Origin of the sequence: Haloplanus sp. CK5-1 (assembly GCF_037201915.1) — an archaeon.
GTDB lineage: Archaea > Halobacteriota > Halobacteria > Halobacteriales > Haloferacaceae > Haloplanus > Haloplanus salilacus.
This window is the reverse complement of the sequence record NZ_CP147505.1, coordinates 2,940,293-2,955,365: the sequence shown is the minus strand read 5'-3', so window position 1 is coordinate 2,955,365 and position 15,073 is coordinate 2,940,293. Positions and strand designations below refer to the sequence as shown.

Sequence of the window (15,073 nt, the reverse complement as noted above, 5' to 3'; positions counted from 1 at the left end):
AATAACCGAATAGCACCAGATGTTTAGCTCAGTTTCTGAGTAAATTATATGTGACAACGGTGCGGATTAAATCATGCGGAACCACGCGAGACACTGTTGGCACTTCGAGATTGGTCGGTGACGCGGACGGCGCTAGGACGCCGCCCGCGTTACGGTTCCGAGCCTAAGACCATGCTGTCGGAACCTACGGGACGAATGTCCCGTACGACCCGAGAGGGACCGAGCGGAGAAAAACCTGACGACGGCGACTGTGTCGTCTGTGGTGACCCGGCCGACGGGGTCGACGCCGGGCGCGACGGTAACCCGCCCGTCTGTCGGCAGTGCGCGAAGATCCGCCTCGACGGTGGCCCCGAACTTGTGATGGGCCGGCGCTCTCGTGTCGAGGAGTGCAGTTGCGGCGCGACGATCATCGGCTACCTCGACGGTGACCCGTGCCCCGACTGCGGCGAGGTGATCTACGCGTGAGCGACGACCTCGAACCGCTCGGGCCGGAGAAGGGCGTCGAGATGTACCTCGATCACCGGCGCGGGAGCCTGCACCAGCGGACGATACAGGCCCACGGCTACCGACTCAAGCAGTTCACCGAGTGGCTTGACGACGAGGGCATCACGAACCTGAACGACCTGTCCGGGCGGACCATCGAGCGGTACTTCGCGGACCGCCGCCGCGACGGGGTGAAGGAGACGACGATCCGCGGGAACTCCTACACCTACCGTGCGTTCCTGCGGTACTGCGAGGCGATCGAGGCGGTCCCGAAGGACCTCCACGAGAAGGTGCTGATCCCGGAACTCGACAAGCACCAACTGGCCCGCGACCACGACCTGCGCCCGGAGCGCGTCGAGGACCTGCTCGACCACTACCGGCAGTTCGCGTACGCGAGTCGCGAGCACGTCATCCTCGAACTACTCTTCCACGTCGGGTGTCGCGTCGGCGCGCTCCACGCCGTCGACCTGTCGGACTACCACCCCGACGAACGGTACTTGGAGTTCGTCAACCGGGAACCGTCGACGCCGCTGAAGAACGACGTCCACGGCGAGCGTCCGGTCGCGCTGTCGGAGCGCGTCGTCGACGTCGTCGAGGACTACCGGCGCGTCAACCGGCCCGACGTCTCGGACGAGCAAGGTCGTCGCCCGCTTGTCGCCACGTCTCGGGGCCGGATGAGTATCTCGGCGATTCGGGATACCGTGTACCGGATGACTCGCCCCTGTGAGTACGGCGAGTGTCCACACGACCGTGATCCGGACGCCTGCGAAGCGATGAAGACCGGACGGGCGTCGAAGTGTCCGTCGAGTCGCGCGCCCCACGACGTCCGTGCGGCGGCGATCATGCGGATGCGCGGGCTCGACATCCCGGCGGAGGTGGTGTCGGCGCGGGTCAACGCGACGCAGGAAGTGATCGAGGACTACTACGACGAACGGACGCCCCGTGAACGGATGGAACAGCGACGCTCGAAGCTGGAGGTGTTGGACTGATGCGGGGGAAGTCGACTGGCCGACCGCGTCGGCCCCGACTTTATTTCGTATCCGCCCTCCCCGATTTGAACGGGGGGCAAGCCGATCTACAGTCGGCTGCTCTACCAGTCTGAGCTAAGGGCGGGCGAGTACAGATAACCGACAGACCGGACTTAAGGATTCTCATTTGGTGGTCGGAGACGGACCCGAACCCTTTCGTCGGCCGGTCGCCACCCACTCCGCATGGACGAGGAGCGACAGGCCACCTTCGGGCCGGACGGCGAACTGGAGACCGACGCGCCGGAGGCCACGGGGACCAACGACTTCGGCGAGGAGACGGGTGCCGACGAGACGGACGGCGGCTTCAACCGCTACGCGGTCGTCAGCCTCCTCCAGAAGGCGATCCGTCGGGGCGACGAGGAGGTGTCGGCGTGGACCGCTTGGGAACTCGCTCGCTCCGGCTTCGGGTGGAACCTCTGGGACCGTCTGAACACGTTCGTCGTCGAAGATCTGAAAGCCGACTCCCGCGCGCCACTGCTGGTCGGTCGGTACGAGGAGTTGGCCGACGAGTGGGGAATGGACTCCCGCCGCGGGCAGATGGCGGCGGTGCAGGCGGCGCTCGCCGTCGCGCGGGCGCGGTCGGCCCGCGAGGGAGCCAACGCGGTCAACGGTTTCCACGCCGTCGCCGAGAAGCGCGCAGAAGCACGAGCCGAGGGCGAGGAACCGACCCACACGTTCCCCGTCACCGAAGACGACCTTTCGGCGGACGGTCGGTACGACGTCGCGCTCGACGGCCACACCGGGGAAGGGGCGCGTCTCGACCGGAGTTCGCCGTTCTTCCGGGTCCACGGCGCGCGGGTCGGCCCAGAGGGAGAAACGGACGTGAGCGCCCGGTGGAAGCGACTCTTTCTCGCGCTCGACAGGTACGACTACACCGACGAACAGGTGGCTCACGCTCTCTCGGCGGTTGCTCCCGACGACCGCTGGTCAGAGCCGGAGTTCTAGTCCCAGAGAGCGTACATCCCGTCGCGGATCGGTTCGGTGTGCCGCTCGTAGTCGATCGCTACGGCCGGCTCGCCGCGCTCGACTCGACCGATTTCGACGGCGTCGATCCCCTCGTCGTCGAGTGTCTCCAGCATCCCCTCCGCGTCGTCGGCGTCGACGGTCGCCAGCAACGCGCCGGAGCCGAGGACGCGAAGCGGGTCGACGTCGACGGCGTCGCAGGCCGCCCGGGTCTCCGGTCGGACGTGGACCGCGTCGCGATCCACGGCCACGGTCACGTCGGCGGTCAGCGCCATCTCGACTAGGCCACCGAGCACGCCTCCCTCCGTGGGATCGTGCATGCCCGTCGCCACGGGTGCGAGGACGGCTGCCTCGGGCATCACACTGAGGTCGTCGAACGCGGTGACCGCGCGGTCGAGGTCGGTAGCCGAGAGGTCGAGTCGGTCCCGGAAGTCCGTGGCGAGGACGCCGGTCGCCTCGATACCGGCCCCTTTCGTGAGCAGGACACGGTCCCCTGGCCTCGCGCCGCCGGTCGACACGTAGCGGTCGGCGAGGCCGACGCAGGTGAGCGAACAGAGCGGGCGGTCGAGTCCGGCGACCACCTCCGTGTGGCCGCCCGCGACGGTCAGACCCAGGCGTTCGGATTCGGCGTCGAGTTGCGCGGTGATCGTGTCGAGGCGGTCTGGGTCGGCGTCGGGCAGGAGGACGGTACTGAGCAGGAACTCGGGACGGCCACCCGAGGCCGCCACGTCGTTGGAGGCGACGGCCACGGCCAACTGACCGATGCGCTCGGCCGCGAGCGAGATAGGATCGGTGCTGGCGATCAGCGTCTCGTCGCCGACCCGGATCGCGGCAGCGTCCTCCCCGAACGCGGGCCCCGCGAGGAGATCCGGGTTCGGCGCGCCGGTCCGCGAGAGGACGAGCGTGGACAGGGTCTCCCGGTCGAGTTTGCCGGTCATGGGTGTCCGGTACGACCGCGGCTCCCATGTGCCTTCCCGTCTCTGACGAGGCTGGCACCACGGGTTGGTGTCGTGCGACACCGGACCGTACGCTACAAGCCGCCGGGGACGATAGGGCTGGTATGCTCTTGACGCCCGGTCCGACCGCGCTCCCACCGTCGGTCAGGGAGGCGATGAGTCGCGAACTGGTCAACCCCGACGTCGACCCCGCGTTCGCGGAGCGGTACGACGCCCTGACGGAGAAACTGAAGGCCGTCTACGGCACCGACGACGAGGTGGTCGTCCTCGGCGGTGAGGGGCTTCTCGGCTTGGAGGCGGCGATCGCCTCGACCGTCGCCCCCGGTGACCACGTGCTCTGCCTCTCGAACGGACCGTACGGTGACGGCTTCGCCGACTTCGTGGCGGACTACGGCGGCGAGGCGACGGTCGTCGGTGCCGACTACGACGACCCCCTGCCGATCGACGCGTTGGACCGGACGCTCGCCGACGGCGAGTTCGACCTCGCGACGATAATACACTGCGAGACGCCGACGGGAACGCTCAACGACCTCGACCCCGCCCTCGACCTGTTCGAGGAACACGACGTGTTGACCGTCGTCGACGCCGTCTCGTCACTGGGTGGCGTCCCGGTGCCGACCGACAGGATCGACGTCTGTCTCGGCGCGTCCCAGAAGTGCTTCAGCGCACCCCCCGGGCTCGCGGTCTGTTCCGTCAGCGACGCCGCGTGGGAGCGCATCGAGGCGCGCGACCCCGACTCGCTGTACACCAACCTGCTCCCGTGGCGCGACGCCGAGCAACCGTACCCCTACACCCACCTGACGACGCTCGTCGTCGCCCTCGACGTGGCGCTCGACCGCCTGCTGGAGGAGGGGTTGGACACCGTCTACGATCGCCACCGGGAGGCGGCCGCGGTCTGTCGGGAGAGGGGACGCGAACTGGGCCTGGAATCGTACCCCGGCCCCGAGCGGAGTTCGTCGACCGTCACCGCCTTCGAGGTGCCCGGACGGGCGACCGACCTCCAGGAGCGACTCCGCGAGGCGGACGTGACACTCGCGACCGGGTTCGGTGACCTCGCGGACGACGTGCTCCGGGTCGGACACATGGGGTACAACGCCGATGTCGACCGTGTCGAGCGGGCGATGGACGCGTTGGCGTCGGTGCTCTAGTCGGTTCCCTGCTCGGTCACTCTGATACCCTTCTCCGCGAGGTGGCGCATCTGTCGCTGGGCGAACTCCTCCTCGCTGGTCCCGCGGGTCGCCAGCACGTACACCCTCGCGCTCCCCGCGGGGCGCATCGTCCGTCCGGCGCGCTGTGCGCCCTGCCGGCGCGACCCGCCCAGTCCGGAGGCGACGACGGCGAGTTCGGCGTCGGGCAGGTCGATCCCCTCGTCGCCGACCCGAGAGACGACGAGCGTCCGGCGCTCGCCGTCGCGGAACGCCGCGAACAGGCGGTCGCGCTCGCGGTGTGGCGTCTCCCCGCTCACGAACGGAGCGTCGATGGCCTCGGCGATGGCCCGTCCCTGATCCAGCCAGTCGACGAACACGAGCGCCTTGTCGGTCGGGTGTTCGGCCAGCAGGTGGCGCACCTCGTCGACCTTCGCGGGATTCTCGGCGGCGATCCGGTGTTTCGCCCGCGGTTCCGCGCTCGCGTACGCGTTACGCTCCTCGTCGTCCGCCCACGGCAGGTACCTGATCTCGACTTCGGGTTCCTGAACGTAGCCGGCGTCGAAGAGGGCGTCCCAGTCGGTGCCGATGGGTGGGCCGACCAGCGTGTAGATGTCCGTCTCGCGGTCGTCCTCTCGGACGGGCGTCGCCGAGAGCCCGAGGCGGTGTTTGCTCTGGAGGTCCGCGCTCCGGCGGTAGACGTCGCTGGGGATGTGGTGGACCTCGTCGTAGACGATCAGCCCCCACTCCCGGCGGTCGAACAGCGCGCGGTGGCGGTCCATGCCGGCCACCTGGTAGGTGGCTATCGTCACGGGTCGGATCTCCTTCTCGCCGCCGTGATACTCGCCGACCTTCTCGGGGTCGAGCGTGGTGTGTTCGAGCAGTTCCGACCGCCACTGCCCGGCGAGTTCCCGGCTCGGGACGAGGATCAGCGCCTCGCCGCCGATGGCTGCGAGTGCGCCGATGGCCGCGACGGTCTTCCCGCTCCCGGAGGGGCCGACGAACACGCCGGCTTGCTGGTCGAGAAAGCGCTCGACCCAGTCGCGCTGGTAGTCCCGAAGCGCCGTCCGCAGTTCGATGTCGAGTGGGTCGCCGGTTTCGAGTTCTCGGTCGTCGACGACGGGGTACCCCGCCTCGTAGAGGATCCGCTTGATCGACGCCTCGCTCCCCTCGACCACCCAGTTCTCGGTGTCAGAGATGGGGGCGTGGAGATGCTCCTCGCCCAGTTTCTGGCGCGCGACGTTACCCATGAGGCTCTCGCTCGCCGCTTCCAACACGGTGTAGCCGTCCTCGTGGGTGACGAGCGTGAACTGTCGTGCGCGCGTCCACTGGCGCTCGATCCACTCCTCTAGGTGTGGCGAGCGCCGTGGCAGGACGCTCCGGAGCGTCGTGAGGAGGGCGTCGCAGTCGTCGAATGGGGCCGCCCACACGTCCTCGCGGCGGACGCGGTAGAGATACCCCTTCGTTCCCGAGGTGTCGACGAGGTGGGCGATCCGGGAGAGCTGTGCCCGGGTGTACTGGCTGGGTTGGTCCACGACGAGTTCCCGTCGTTCTGGGAAGACGATCACGCGCTCGCGGTCGGCGAGACGGCCCCACTCGGTCGGGTACCAGACGACGGGATCGGACGCCACGTCGAGACGCTCGACCTCGCCGTCGGCGACCAGTCGGTCGAGCGCCTCGGCCGCTGCCGACTGCGAACAGCCGATTCGGCGCGCGATCTGTTGGGCGGTCGCGACGGGGCGACCCTCGTCCTGTAGGGCGTCGTGGAACGACGCCAGGCTGACGGTGTCGCCGCCGTCGGTGGACTCGTCGGTCATCACCGTCGGTACGGCCGCGACGGAGAAACGCGTTGTGACCCGTCGGGCACCGCCGCGTGCGGATCGACCTATCCGAGGAGGCCGAGTTCGTCGATCCGTTCGACGATCACGTCGACCGCCTCGGCTGCGTCCGCGGTCCGCTTCCCGCCCGTGATTACGATCTTGCCGCTACCAAAGAGCAGGATCACCACGTCGGGATCGTCCATGCGGTAGACGAGCCCGGGGAACTGTTCTGGTTCGTACTCCACGTCCTCCAGGCCCAGTCCGATCGCGAGGGCGTTCAGGTTGAGCGTGTGGCCGAGGTCCGCGCTCGAGACGATGTTCTGGACCGTGATCTCGGGGTCATCTTCGACCGGAATCTGCAGGTCTCGGAGCTTCCCGAAGATGATACCGAGGGCTTCGTGGACATCGTCGATGCTCTTTGCCCCCGTACAGACGATCTTTCCGGATCGGAAGATGAGGGCCGCTGCCTTCGGTTCCTGCGTCCGGTAGACCAATCCCGGAAAGTTGTCGGGGTTGAAGTCGGCTCCGGGAAGGTCCTCGGCGAGCGCTTCGAGATCGAGTTCCTGCCCGATGCCGGTCGACGCCACCACGTTCTGGATTTCTATCGAATCTGCCGGATTACTCATCGTATGCGCCTCATTGGTCTCCCCATCCTTATAAACCACCCCGACGCTCGTCCCGTCGTCCCGGTTCGTCCCCGACGCCCGGTCAGTCCCGGTGTGTGGTTGTCTCTCACGACAGGGATCACCACGCAAATATCAGTACGACAGTCGGTTTCGGCGGGAATCAACGGGGTTAAGTATTCACCCGACTTCGGTTGTGATGCGAAGCGCGGCGAGGGCACGAACGCCCTCGACCCGGACTGATACGCCGACCGGCCGACTCACCCCACGCCCGATCGACGGGCTTATGTGGGTCGCCCGACTCGATTCAAGTCCGGACGAAATATGAGGATTCCACCTCTGCGGTCCGCCGTAAGACGGAATCTGATGTGAGCCTTGGTGGTTCGGTGTCACCCGATCGACGCGGTGGCCCGAACCACGGACCTCAGTGGTCTATACACGACGCGGAAACATTACGTTTCCCGCCACCCCTCACTCCCTATGGAGTGAGACCATTCCGGTTGATCCTGCCGGAGGCCATTGCTATCGGGGTCCGATTTAGCCATGCTAGTTGTACGAGTTCAGACTCGTAGCAAATAGCTCCGTAACACGTGGCCAAACCACCCTCTAGAGGACCATACCCTCGGGAAACTGAGGCTAATAGTCCATACCCGTCTCACGCTGGAATGCCGAGACGCGAAAACGTTCCGACGCTGGAGGACGTGGCTGCGGCCGATTAGGTAGACGGTGGGGTAACGGCCCACCGTGCCGATAATCGGTACGGGTTGTGAGAGCAAGAACCCGGAGACGGAATCTGAGACAAGATTCCGGGCCCTACGGGGCGCAGCAGGCGCGAAACCTTTACACTGCACGCAAGTGCGATAAGGGGACCCCGAGTGCGAGGGCATACAGTCCTCGCTTTTCACTACCGTAAGGTGGTAGTGGAATAAGAGCTGGGCAAGACCGGTGCCAGCCGCCGCGGTAATACCGGCAGCTCGAGTGATGGCCGATTTTATTGGGCCTAAAGCGTCCGTAGCCGGCCGAGCAAGTTCATCGGGAAATCCGCCAGCCCAACTGGCGGGCGTCCGGTGAAAACTGCACGGCTCGGGACCGGAAGACCCGAAGGGTACGTCTTGGGTAGGAGTGAAATCCCGTAATCCTGGACGGACCACCGATGGCGAAAGCACTTCGGGAAGACGGATCCGACGGTGAGGGACGAAAGCCAGGGTCTCGAACCGGATTAGATACCCGGGTAGTCCTGGCCGTAAACGATGTCTGCTAGGTGCGGCTCCCACTACGAGTGGGTGCTGTGCCGTAGGGAAGCCGCTAAGCAGACCGCCTGGGAAGTACGTCCGCAAGGATGAAACTTAAAGGAATTGGCGGGGGAGCACTACAACCGGAGGAGCCTGCGGTTTAATTGGACTCAACGCCGGACATCTCACCAGCATCGACAGCAGTAATGACGGTCAGGTTGATGACCTTGCCAGAGTTGCTGAGAGGAGGTGCATGGCCGCCGTCAGCTCGTACCGTGAGGCGTCCTGTTAAGTCAGGCAACGAGCGAGACCCGCACTCCTAATTGCCAGCACCAAGTTCGCTTGGGTGGGTACATTAGGAGGACTGCCGTGGCCAACACGGAGGAAGGAACGGGCAACGGTAGGTCAGTATGCCCCGAATGTGCTGGGCTACACGCGGGCTACAATGGCCGAGACAATGGGTTCCAACCTCGAGAGAGGACGGTAATCTCCTAAACTCGGTCGTAGTTCGGATTGAGGGCTGAAACCCGCCCTCATGAAGCTGGATTCGGTAGTAATCGCGTGTCAGCAGCGCGCGGTGAATACGTCCCTGCTCCTTGCACACACCGCCCGTCAAAGCACCCGAGTGGGGTCCGGATGAGGCCTGGATACCCAAGTCGAATCTGGGCTCCGCAAGGGGGCTTAAGTCGTAACAAGGTAGCCGTAGGGGAATCTGCGGCTGGATCACCTCCTACAGACCGGGACTCTCCCACACGGGAGAGCCCACCGACGACCACTGCGGTCCACGGTTCGATCACCACGCCGATCGGGCACTTTAGAACCACCAAGGCTCACGCTTCACATCACGCTCCCGGGATCGCCCGGGAGTGGGCCCATAGCTCAGCGGTAGAGTGCCTCCTTTGCAAGGAGGATGCCCTGGGTTCGAATCCCAGTGGGTCCATGCCGGGATCGGAAAACCAAACCACGCCCCTTAAGTGGGCGAGGGCGGTACGACTGATCCCAGACCGATGCACCATCCCGCGCAAGCGCGGATGGGAAGGGTCGAACGCTCCCGCATCCACGGGAGGGTGATGAAACCGTATGTACGTGCGATCCAGGCGTCCACTGGACCCGACAGTCAAACCGGGTCACTAGTGTGACATCCATCAATCTGGCTACTGTGCCAGCTGGTGAATGGCTCGGCTCGAGAGCCGACGACGGACGTGCCAAGCTGCGATAAGCCTCAGGGACCTGCATGGAAGGGAAGAACTGAGGATCTCCGAATGGGAATCCCTACACAATTGCCTCGCGCAATGGGGAACGTTCCGAATTGAAACATCTCAGTAGGAACAGGAACAGAACGCAAACGCGATCCCGTCAGTAACCGCGAGTGAACGCGGGCCAGTCCAAACCGAATCTCTTACGAGACATGTGGTGTCGGACTGACCACCAACATCCGACCTCCTCCGAGAAATCTCCTGAAACGGAGTGCGATACAGGGTGACAGCCCCGTATCGGAGGACAGTACGATGGGAGTCAGTTCCAGAATAGCGGGGATTGGATATTCCTCGTGAACGTCCCGGGCATCAACCGGGAAGACTAAACACTCCTCGAGACCGATAGCGAACAAGTAGCGTGAGCGAACGCTGAAAAGTATCCCGAGAAGGGAACTGCAATAGAGCCTGAACTCAGCTGGCGATCGAGCGACGGGGCATACAAGGTCCCACGATAAACGACCGAGGGGCGACCCTCCAGTAGGACTCGTGGGAAGCCGATGTTCCGTCGTGCGTTTTGAAAAACGACCCAGGGAGTGCATTTGCTTGGCGAGCCTAACCCGACCATCGGGGAAGGCGCAGGGAAACCGATACGGCCGCAGTCTGACGACGAGGGCCACCGTGTTCAAGCGCGGGGAGTCAAGCGGATGCGACCCGAAACCGGGTGATCTACGCGTGGGCAGGGTGAAGCGTACCGAAAGGCACGTGGAGGCCCGTTAGGGGTGGTGTCCTACAATACCCTCCCGTGACCTATGCGTAGGGGTGAAAGGCCCATCGAACCCGGCAACAGCTGGTTCCAGTCGAAACATGTCGAAGCATGACCTCTTCCGAGGTAGTCCGCGAGGTAGAGCGACCGATTGGATGACCCGCCTCCGAGAGGAGTCGGCCATCCTGTCGAACTCCGAACTTGCGGACGCCACAGACGAAGGGAGTCCGGTGTGCGGGGTAAGCCTGTGCACCGTAAGGGAGACAACCCAGCGGTAGGTTAAGGTCCCCAAGTGTGGATTAAGTGCGATCGAAGGTAGTCCCGAGCCCTAGACAGCCGGGAGGTGAGCTTAGAAGCAGCTACCCTCCAAGAAAAGCGTAACAGCTTACCGGCCGAGGTTCGGGGCGCCCAAAATGATCGGGGCTCAAATCCACCACCGAGACCTACCCGCATCCGTGAAAGGATGACCGCGTAGACTGGCACACCGCTCGGACGGAAGCACGGGAGAGATTTCGTGTGGACCGAGTGGTGACGATAATCCTGGTCACAGTAGCAGCGAGAGTCGGGTGTGACCCCCGACGGCCTTACGAGCAAGGGTTCCTCGGCACTGCCAATCAGCCGAGGGTTAGCCGATCCTAAGTCTCGCCGTAATTCGACCGAGACAACAGGGAAGCTGGTTAATATTCCAGCGCCACCACACATTGAAAGTCGACGCTTTGGGAACAGCCGAGCCGGGCACTCGCCCGGTCGAACCGGACACCTCCGTGGAAGCCGTAATGGCAGGAAGCGGACGACTTCCGGGATAGGGCAACTCGGCCGTACCTAGAGCCCGTGAAAAGACGAGTGTGGTGTTCGTACCGAGATCCGACACAGGTGCTCTGCCGGCGAAAGGCAAGGCCCGTCGGGAGCAACCGACGTTAGGGAATTCGGCAAGTTAGTCCCGTACGTTCGCAATAAGGGATGCCTGCTCTGTGCAAGAGCAGGTCGCAGTGACTCGGGCGCTCCGACTGTCTAGTAACAACACAGGTGACCGCAAATCCGCAAGGACTCGTACGGTCACTGAATCCTGCCCAGTGCGGGTATCTGAACACCGAGTACAATCGGACGAAGGACCCGTCAACGGCGGGGGTAACTATGACCCTCTTAAGGTAGCGTAGTACCTTGCCGCTTCAGTAGCGGCTTGCATGAATGGATCAACGAGAGCGCCACTGTCCCAACGTTGGGCCCGGTGAACTGTACGTTCCAGTGCGGAGTCTGGAGACCCCCAAGGGGAAGCGAAGACCCTATAGAGCTTTACTGCAGGCTGTCGCTGAGACGTGGTCGCTACTGTGCAGCATAGGTAGGAGGCGGTACACAGGTACCCGCGCTAGCGGGCCACCGAGCCAGCATTGAAATACTACCCGGTAGTGACTGCGACTCTCACTCCTGGCGGAGGACACCGGTAGCCGGGCAGTTTGACTGGGGCGGTACGCGCTCGAAAAGATATCGAGCGCGCCCGATGGTTTCCTCATCCGGGTCGGGAACCCGGAAGAGAGCGCAAGAGCACAAGGAAGCCTGACAGTGATCTTCCCAACGAGGATCGCTGACGCGAAAGCGTGGTTTAGCGAACTTACGAGCCTGCTTGTTGCGGGCCGTAAATGACAGAAAAGCTACCTTAGGGATAACAGAGTCGTCACTCGCAAGAGCACATATCGACCGAGTGGCTTGCTACCTCGATGTCGGTTCCCTCCATCCTGCCCGTGCAGAAGCGGGCAAGGGTGAGGTTGTTCGCCTATTAAAGGAGGTCGTGAGCTGGGTTTAGACCGTCGTGAGACAGGTCGGCTGCTATCTATTGGGGGTGTGACGGTACTTGACGGGAACAAGCGTATAGTACGAGAGGAACTCCGCTTGGGTGCCACTGGTGTACCAGTTGTCCGAGAGGGCAGTTGCTGGGCAGCCACGCACCACGGGGTAAGAGCTGAACGCATCTAAGCTCGAAACCCACCTGGAAAAGAAGTACCACCGAGGACACTCGTAGAAGACGAGTTAGATAGACTCGGGGTGTACGCGCCGAGGCAACGAGGCGTTGAGCCCGCGAGCACTAACAGTCCAAGCCACATTCATCAGATGTCGCACTGTGACCCGATTTGAGTGTCGGGTCCAGGCGCTAGCTGGATCGCACGTACGTACGGTTGGAGACCCTACCGACAGTGGTTTGACGGCGGTTCGATTCCGTCGGTCGGCATGAAGGCGGCCAGAGCGGCGGGGAGACACCCGTACCCATCCCGAACACGGACGTTAAGCCCGCCTGCGTATCGAGCAGTACTGGAGTGGGCGACCCTCTGGGAGTTTCGATTCGCCGCCTCACCATTCATACTCAGCCTCGTCGAGCTGCGAGCTCGGCGGGGCTTTTTGCATATCGATCGTTGAGCCGCCGGTTTCGACGCCGACGGCCGTTCCGTCTGGCGAATTAAACCGGGCTTAATCGAAGTAAAGTGGCTCCAACCCGGATTCAGCGCGTTCCCGATTTAATGTGGTACGGGGCGATGGCTCGAGCGTGATGAACGCGAAACGATTCGGCGCGATACTGCTCGTCGCCGTGATGCTGGTGTCAGCGGTCACACCGGCCGCGGTGACGGCACAGACGACATCGCTCTCGGTGGACGTGGTACAGGACGACGAGACGGGTGACTCGACGGTCACCGTCACCGACAACGGGACGGCCGTGTCGAACGCGACGGTGAACGTGACGGCCGACGGGAACGACTCCTACGCGGGTGCGGGTGAGTACACGACCGACGAGAACGGCACGGTCACGCTCGCGAACCCGGAGGACTCCGTCGAACTCACGATCACCGCGACGGACGACGGTGACACGGCGACGACGACTGTCGCCGTCGATCCGGTCGAGACGCTCGCCGTGGGTGTCGAACAGGTGACCGACGGGTCGGTAACCGTCTCATAGTGATTAAGGAAGTTATTTACTGTTAGACGTAGTGGGGTCGATAATGGGGCAGTTCGACGAGATCACGCTTGAGGAACTCTACGACCTCAAAGAGCAGATAGACGAGGGTAAGCCGCGAGAACGTGTTCTCGCGGCGATCGGGCGCAAGCAGGGCGATCAAATCGATACCTTGGCTGACCGCCATGGAGTCGTCGAAAAAACGATCCGCAACTGGCTCGATCGGTTCGAGGAAACACCGATCGAGCAAGCTCCCTACGATGCTCCTCGACCAGGAGGCCCAGCAAAGATCGAGGGAGAAGAGCGGGAACAGCTGTTCGAACAGTTGCAACAGCCGCCAACCGAACTCGGCTACGACCAGCAAGCGTGGTCAGCGAAGCTCCTTCTTCACCACGTCAAACAGGAGTACGACGTCGAATACCACGAGAACTACGCCTACGAGTTATTGAGAGAGGCCGGGCTGTCCTTGCGGACAGCACGGCCTCAACACCACGAGGCCGACCCCGAGGAGAAGGCCGAGTTCCAAGACACAGTCGAAAAAAACGGCCCGAACTGAGCGAGAAAACCGTCGTTGTCGTCGATCAATTCACCAAGCACGTTGGAACCGTCCAGCGGCGTGGCTGGTACCCAATCGGTTCAAATCCGACGATAGAGACTGCAACGTCCTGGAAGTCGGTGACAGTGCTTGGCGCTGTCACCGATAACGGTGATAGCCTCTTCTGCTGGACGGAAGAGAACTTGACCAGGTTCCACGGAATTCGGTTGTTAGAAGCGTTGAAAGACGAGTTCGGTGAGGAATTAGTGGTGTTTCTGGACCGAGCGGGCTACTTCTATGCGAGGGATCTCTGGGAGCACGTCAGCGGTGAGCGCGAGACCGAAACTGTCGGAGACAGTTCGGTCTCGTGCGTGCGCGGGGACAATCTCGAAGTGTGGTATTTCCCGTCAAAGCTACCCGAATTGAACGCCGTCGAAGGGTGCTGGGATCAGCTCCAGGAGTGGTTCAAATACCGCCTTATCCCAGATCTCTCGACGCTGAAAGACTCCATTACACGAGGATTGAGCGCAATCACCGAACCAAATATCTGGCCGTATCTTACCGGTAAAGATCCGACTTAATCACTATCAGTCGGTCGACTCGGCGAACCGGTCGCCAACGCGACGGTCGACGTGACCGCTAAGGACAACGACACGTACGTGGGCGCGGGAACGTACGGGACGGACGACGGGGGGACGGTCGTCCTCCCCGCGCCGTCGGAGAACGTCACGGTGACGGTCGAAGCGAGCGAGGGTGGCGAGACGGCGACGACGACGGCCGACCTGACGCCGCCACCGACCGGTCCGTTCGGACGGATCGTCTCGACGTTCGTGGAGACGCTCAAGAGCGCCGGCTTCAGCGGCCCCCTCGGTCAGCAGGTCTCCGACTTCGTGACCAGCAACAATCCGTCGAACGAGAACGCCAACGCGAACGCGTCCGAGCGCGGCCCGCCCGAGGACGCGGGCCCGGGTAACGAGTCCGACGGGAACGAAACCCGCGTCGTCCCGAGTACGCCGCCCACCGAGTCGCCGGGAAACTCCGGCGACGCGCCGGGGCAATCCGACGGTAACGAGTCCAGTGACGCGCCGGGCAACTCCGGTGATGCACCGGGCCAGTCCGAGGAAGGCGACGACGAGTCCAGTGACGCGCCGGGCAACTCCGGTGACGCGCCGGGGCAGTCCGATGAAGGCGACGACGAGTCCGACGAATCTCCGGGCAACTCCGGTGACACACCGGGACAGTCCGGTGACGAGGAGGCAGACGAAGAAGACGAATCCGACGAGGACACTAGCGACGACGGTGGCGATGCCGGTGACAACGGGAACGCCGGTGGCAACGGGAACGGCGGCGGCAACGGGAACGCGGGCAGTAACGGCCGGTAACTAGCC

Annotated in this window: 11 protein-coding genes, 2 tRNA genes and 3 rRNA genes; 12 read left to right on the top strand and 4 right to left on the bottom strand. The window is 63.6% G+C overall.

Annotation, left to right across the window (positions count from 1 at the left end; all coding sequences use genetic code 11):
• Positions 1-195 precede the first annotated feature (195 nt).
• Together NBT81_RS15675 and NBT81_RS15670 are read left to right on the top strand one after the other, a co-directional pair.
• Complete coding sequence (locus tag NBT81_RS15675) at positions 196-465, top strand: hypothetical protein (RefSeq protein WP_338739780.1); 270 nt, start codon at positions 196-198, stop codon at positions 463-465.
• Positions 462-1,472, top strand: coding sequence for a tyrosine-type recombinase/integrase (locus tag NBT81_RS15670; RefSeq protein WP_338739779.1), 1,011 nt, complete (start codon positions 462-464; stop codon positions 1,470-1,472). Before NBT81_RS15675 ends, NBT81_RS15670 begins: the two co-directional genes overlap by 4 nt.
• A 50-nt stretch (positions 1,473-1,522) precedes the next feature.
• Here the strand turns inward: NBT81_RS15670 and NBT81_RS15665 are convergent.
• Positions 1,523-1,596: transfer RNA gene (locus NBT81_RS15665), tRNA-Tyr, on the bottom strand.
• Between the two features lie 98 nt (positions 1,597-1,694).
• Between NBT81_RS15665 and NBT81_RS15660 the strand changes: the two genes are divergently transcribed.
• Positions 1,695-2,456 carry a hypothetical protein gene (locus NBT81_RS15660; protein ID WP_338739777.1) on the top strand — a complete coding sequence of 254 codons (762 nt, stop codon included), beginning with the start codon at positions 1,695-1,697 and terminating at the stop codon, positions 2,454-2,456.
• On the opposite strand, the gene NBT81_RS15655 is transcribed toward NBT81_RS15660, so the two are convergent.
• Positions 2,453-3,412 (bottom strand): AIR synthase family protein, encoded by a 960-nt coding sequence (locus NBT81_RS15655; protein WP_338739775.1) that lies wholly within the window; start codon positions 3,410-3,412, stop codon positions 2,453-2,455. The two genes, NBT81_RS15660 and NBT81_RS15655, sit on opposite strands and share 4 nt — an antisense overlap.
• A 122-nt stretch (positions 3,413-3,534) precedes the next feature.
• Between NBT81_RS15655 and NBT81_RS15650 the strand changes: the two genes are divergently transcribed.
• Positions 3,535-4,578 carry an alanine--glyoxylate aminotransferase family protein gene (locus NBT81_RS15650; protein WP_338739772.1) on the top strand — a complete coding sequence of 348 codons (1,044 nt, stop codon included), beginning with the start codon at positions 3,535-3,537 and terminating at the stop codon, positions 4,576-4,578.
• Here the strand turns inward: NBT81_RS15650 and NBT81_RS15645 are convergent.
• Both NBT81_RS15645 and NBT81_RS15640 read right to left on the bottom strand, forming a co-directional pair.
• Positions 4,575-6,392: a DEAD/DEAH box helicase gene (locus NBT81_RS15645; RefSeq protein WP_338739770.1), complete on the bottom strand. Its 1,818-nt coding sequence runs from the start codon at positions 6,390-6,392 to the stop codon at positions 4,575-4,577. The genes NBT81_RS15650 and NBT81_RS15645 overlap by 4 nt on opposite strands.
• 68 nt (positions 6,393-6,460) lie before the next feature.
• Positions 6,461-7,021, bottom strand: a complete 561-nt coding sequence (locus tag NBT81_RS15640) for a TATA-box-binding protein (protein ID WP_338739768.1) — start codon at positions 7,019-7,021, stop codon at positions 6,461-6,463.
• Between the two features lie 490 nt (positions 7,022-7,511).
• Here NBT81_RS15640 and NBT81_RS15635 point away from each other — a divergent pair.
• The 8 genes from NBT81_RS15635 (at position 7,512) to NBT81_RS15600 (ending at position 15,067) form a co-directional block, all read left to right on the top strand.
• Positions 7,512-8,982: ribosomal RNA gene (locus NBT81_RS15635) — 16S ribosomal RNA — on the top strand.
• 136 nt (positions 8,983-9,118) lie between these two features.
• Positions 9,119-9,190: transfer RNA gene (locus NBT81_RS15630), tRNA-Ala, on the top strand.
• 205 nt (positions 9,191-9,395) lie between these two features.
• Positions 9,396-12,311: ribosomal RNA gene (locus NBT81_RS15625) — 23S ribosomal RNA — on the top strand.
• 123 nt (positions 12,312-12,434) lie between these two features.
• Positions 12,435-12,556 (top strand): 5S ribosomal RNA (gene rrf / locus NBT81_RS15620).
• Together the 16S, 23S and 5S rRNA genes with 1 tRNA gene alongside form the textbook arrangement of a ribosomal RNA operon.
• Positions 12,557-12,748: 192 nt before the next feature.
• The gene (locus NBT81_RS15615; RefSeq protein ID WP_338739766.1) at positions 12,749-13,153 is read left to right on the top strand and encodes a hypothetical protein; all 405 of its coding nucleotides are present in this window, start codon (positions 12,749-12,751) and stop codon (positions 13,151-13,153) included.
• A 43-nt stretch (positions 13,154-13,196) separates the two neighbouring features.
• Positions 13,197-13,706 (top strand): IS630 family transposase, encoded by a 510-nt coding sequence (locus NBT81_RS15610; RefSeq protein ID WP_338738573.1) that lies wholly within the window; start codon positions 13,197-13,199, stop codon positions 13,704-13,706.
• Entirely contained in the window at positions 13,595-14,266 is a 672-nt protein-coding gene (locus tag NBT81_RS15605; RefSeq protein ID WP_338742574.1) for a transposase, read from the top strand. Before NBT81_RS15610 ends, NBT81_RS15605 begins: the two co-directional genes overlap by 112 nt.
• 51 nt (positions 14,267-14,317) lie before the next feature.
• Positions 14,318-15,067 carry a hypothetical protein gene (locus NBT81_RS15600; protein WP_338739765.1) on the top strand — a complete coding sequence of 250 codons (750 nt, stop codon included), beginning with the start codon at positions 14,318-14,320 and terminating at the stop codon, positions 15,065-15,067.
• Positions 15,068-15,073: the final 6 nt, after the last annotated feature.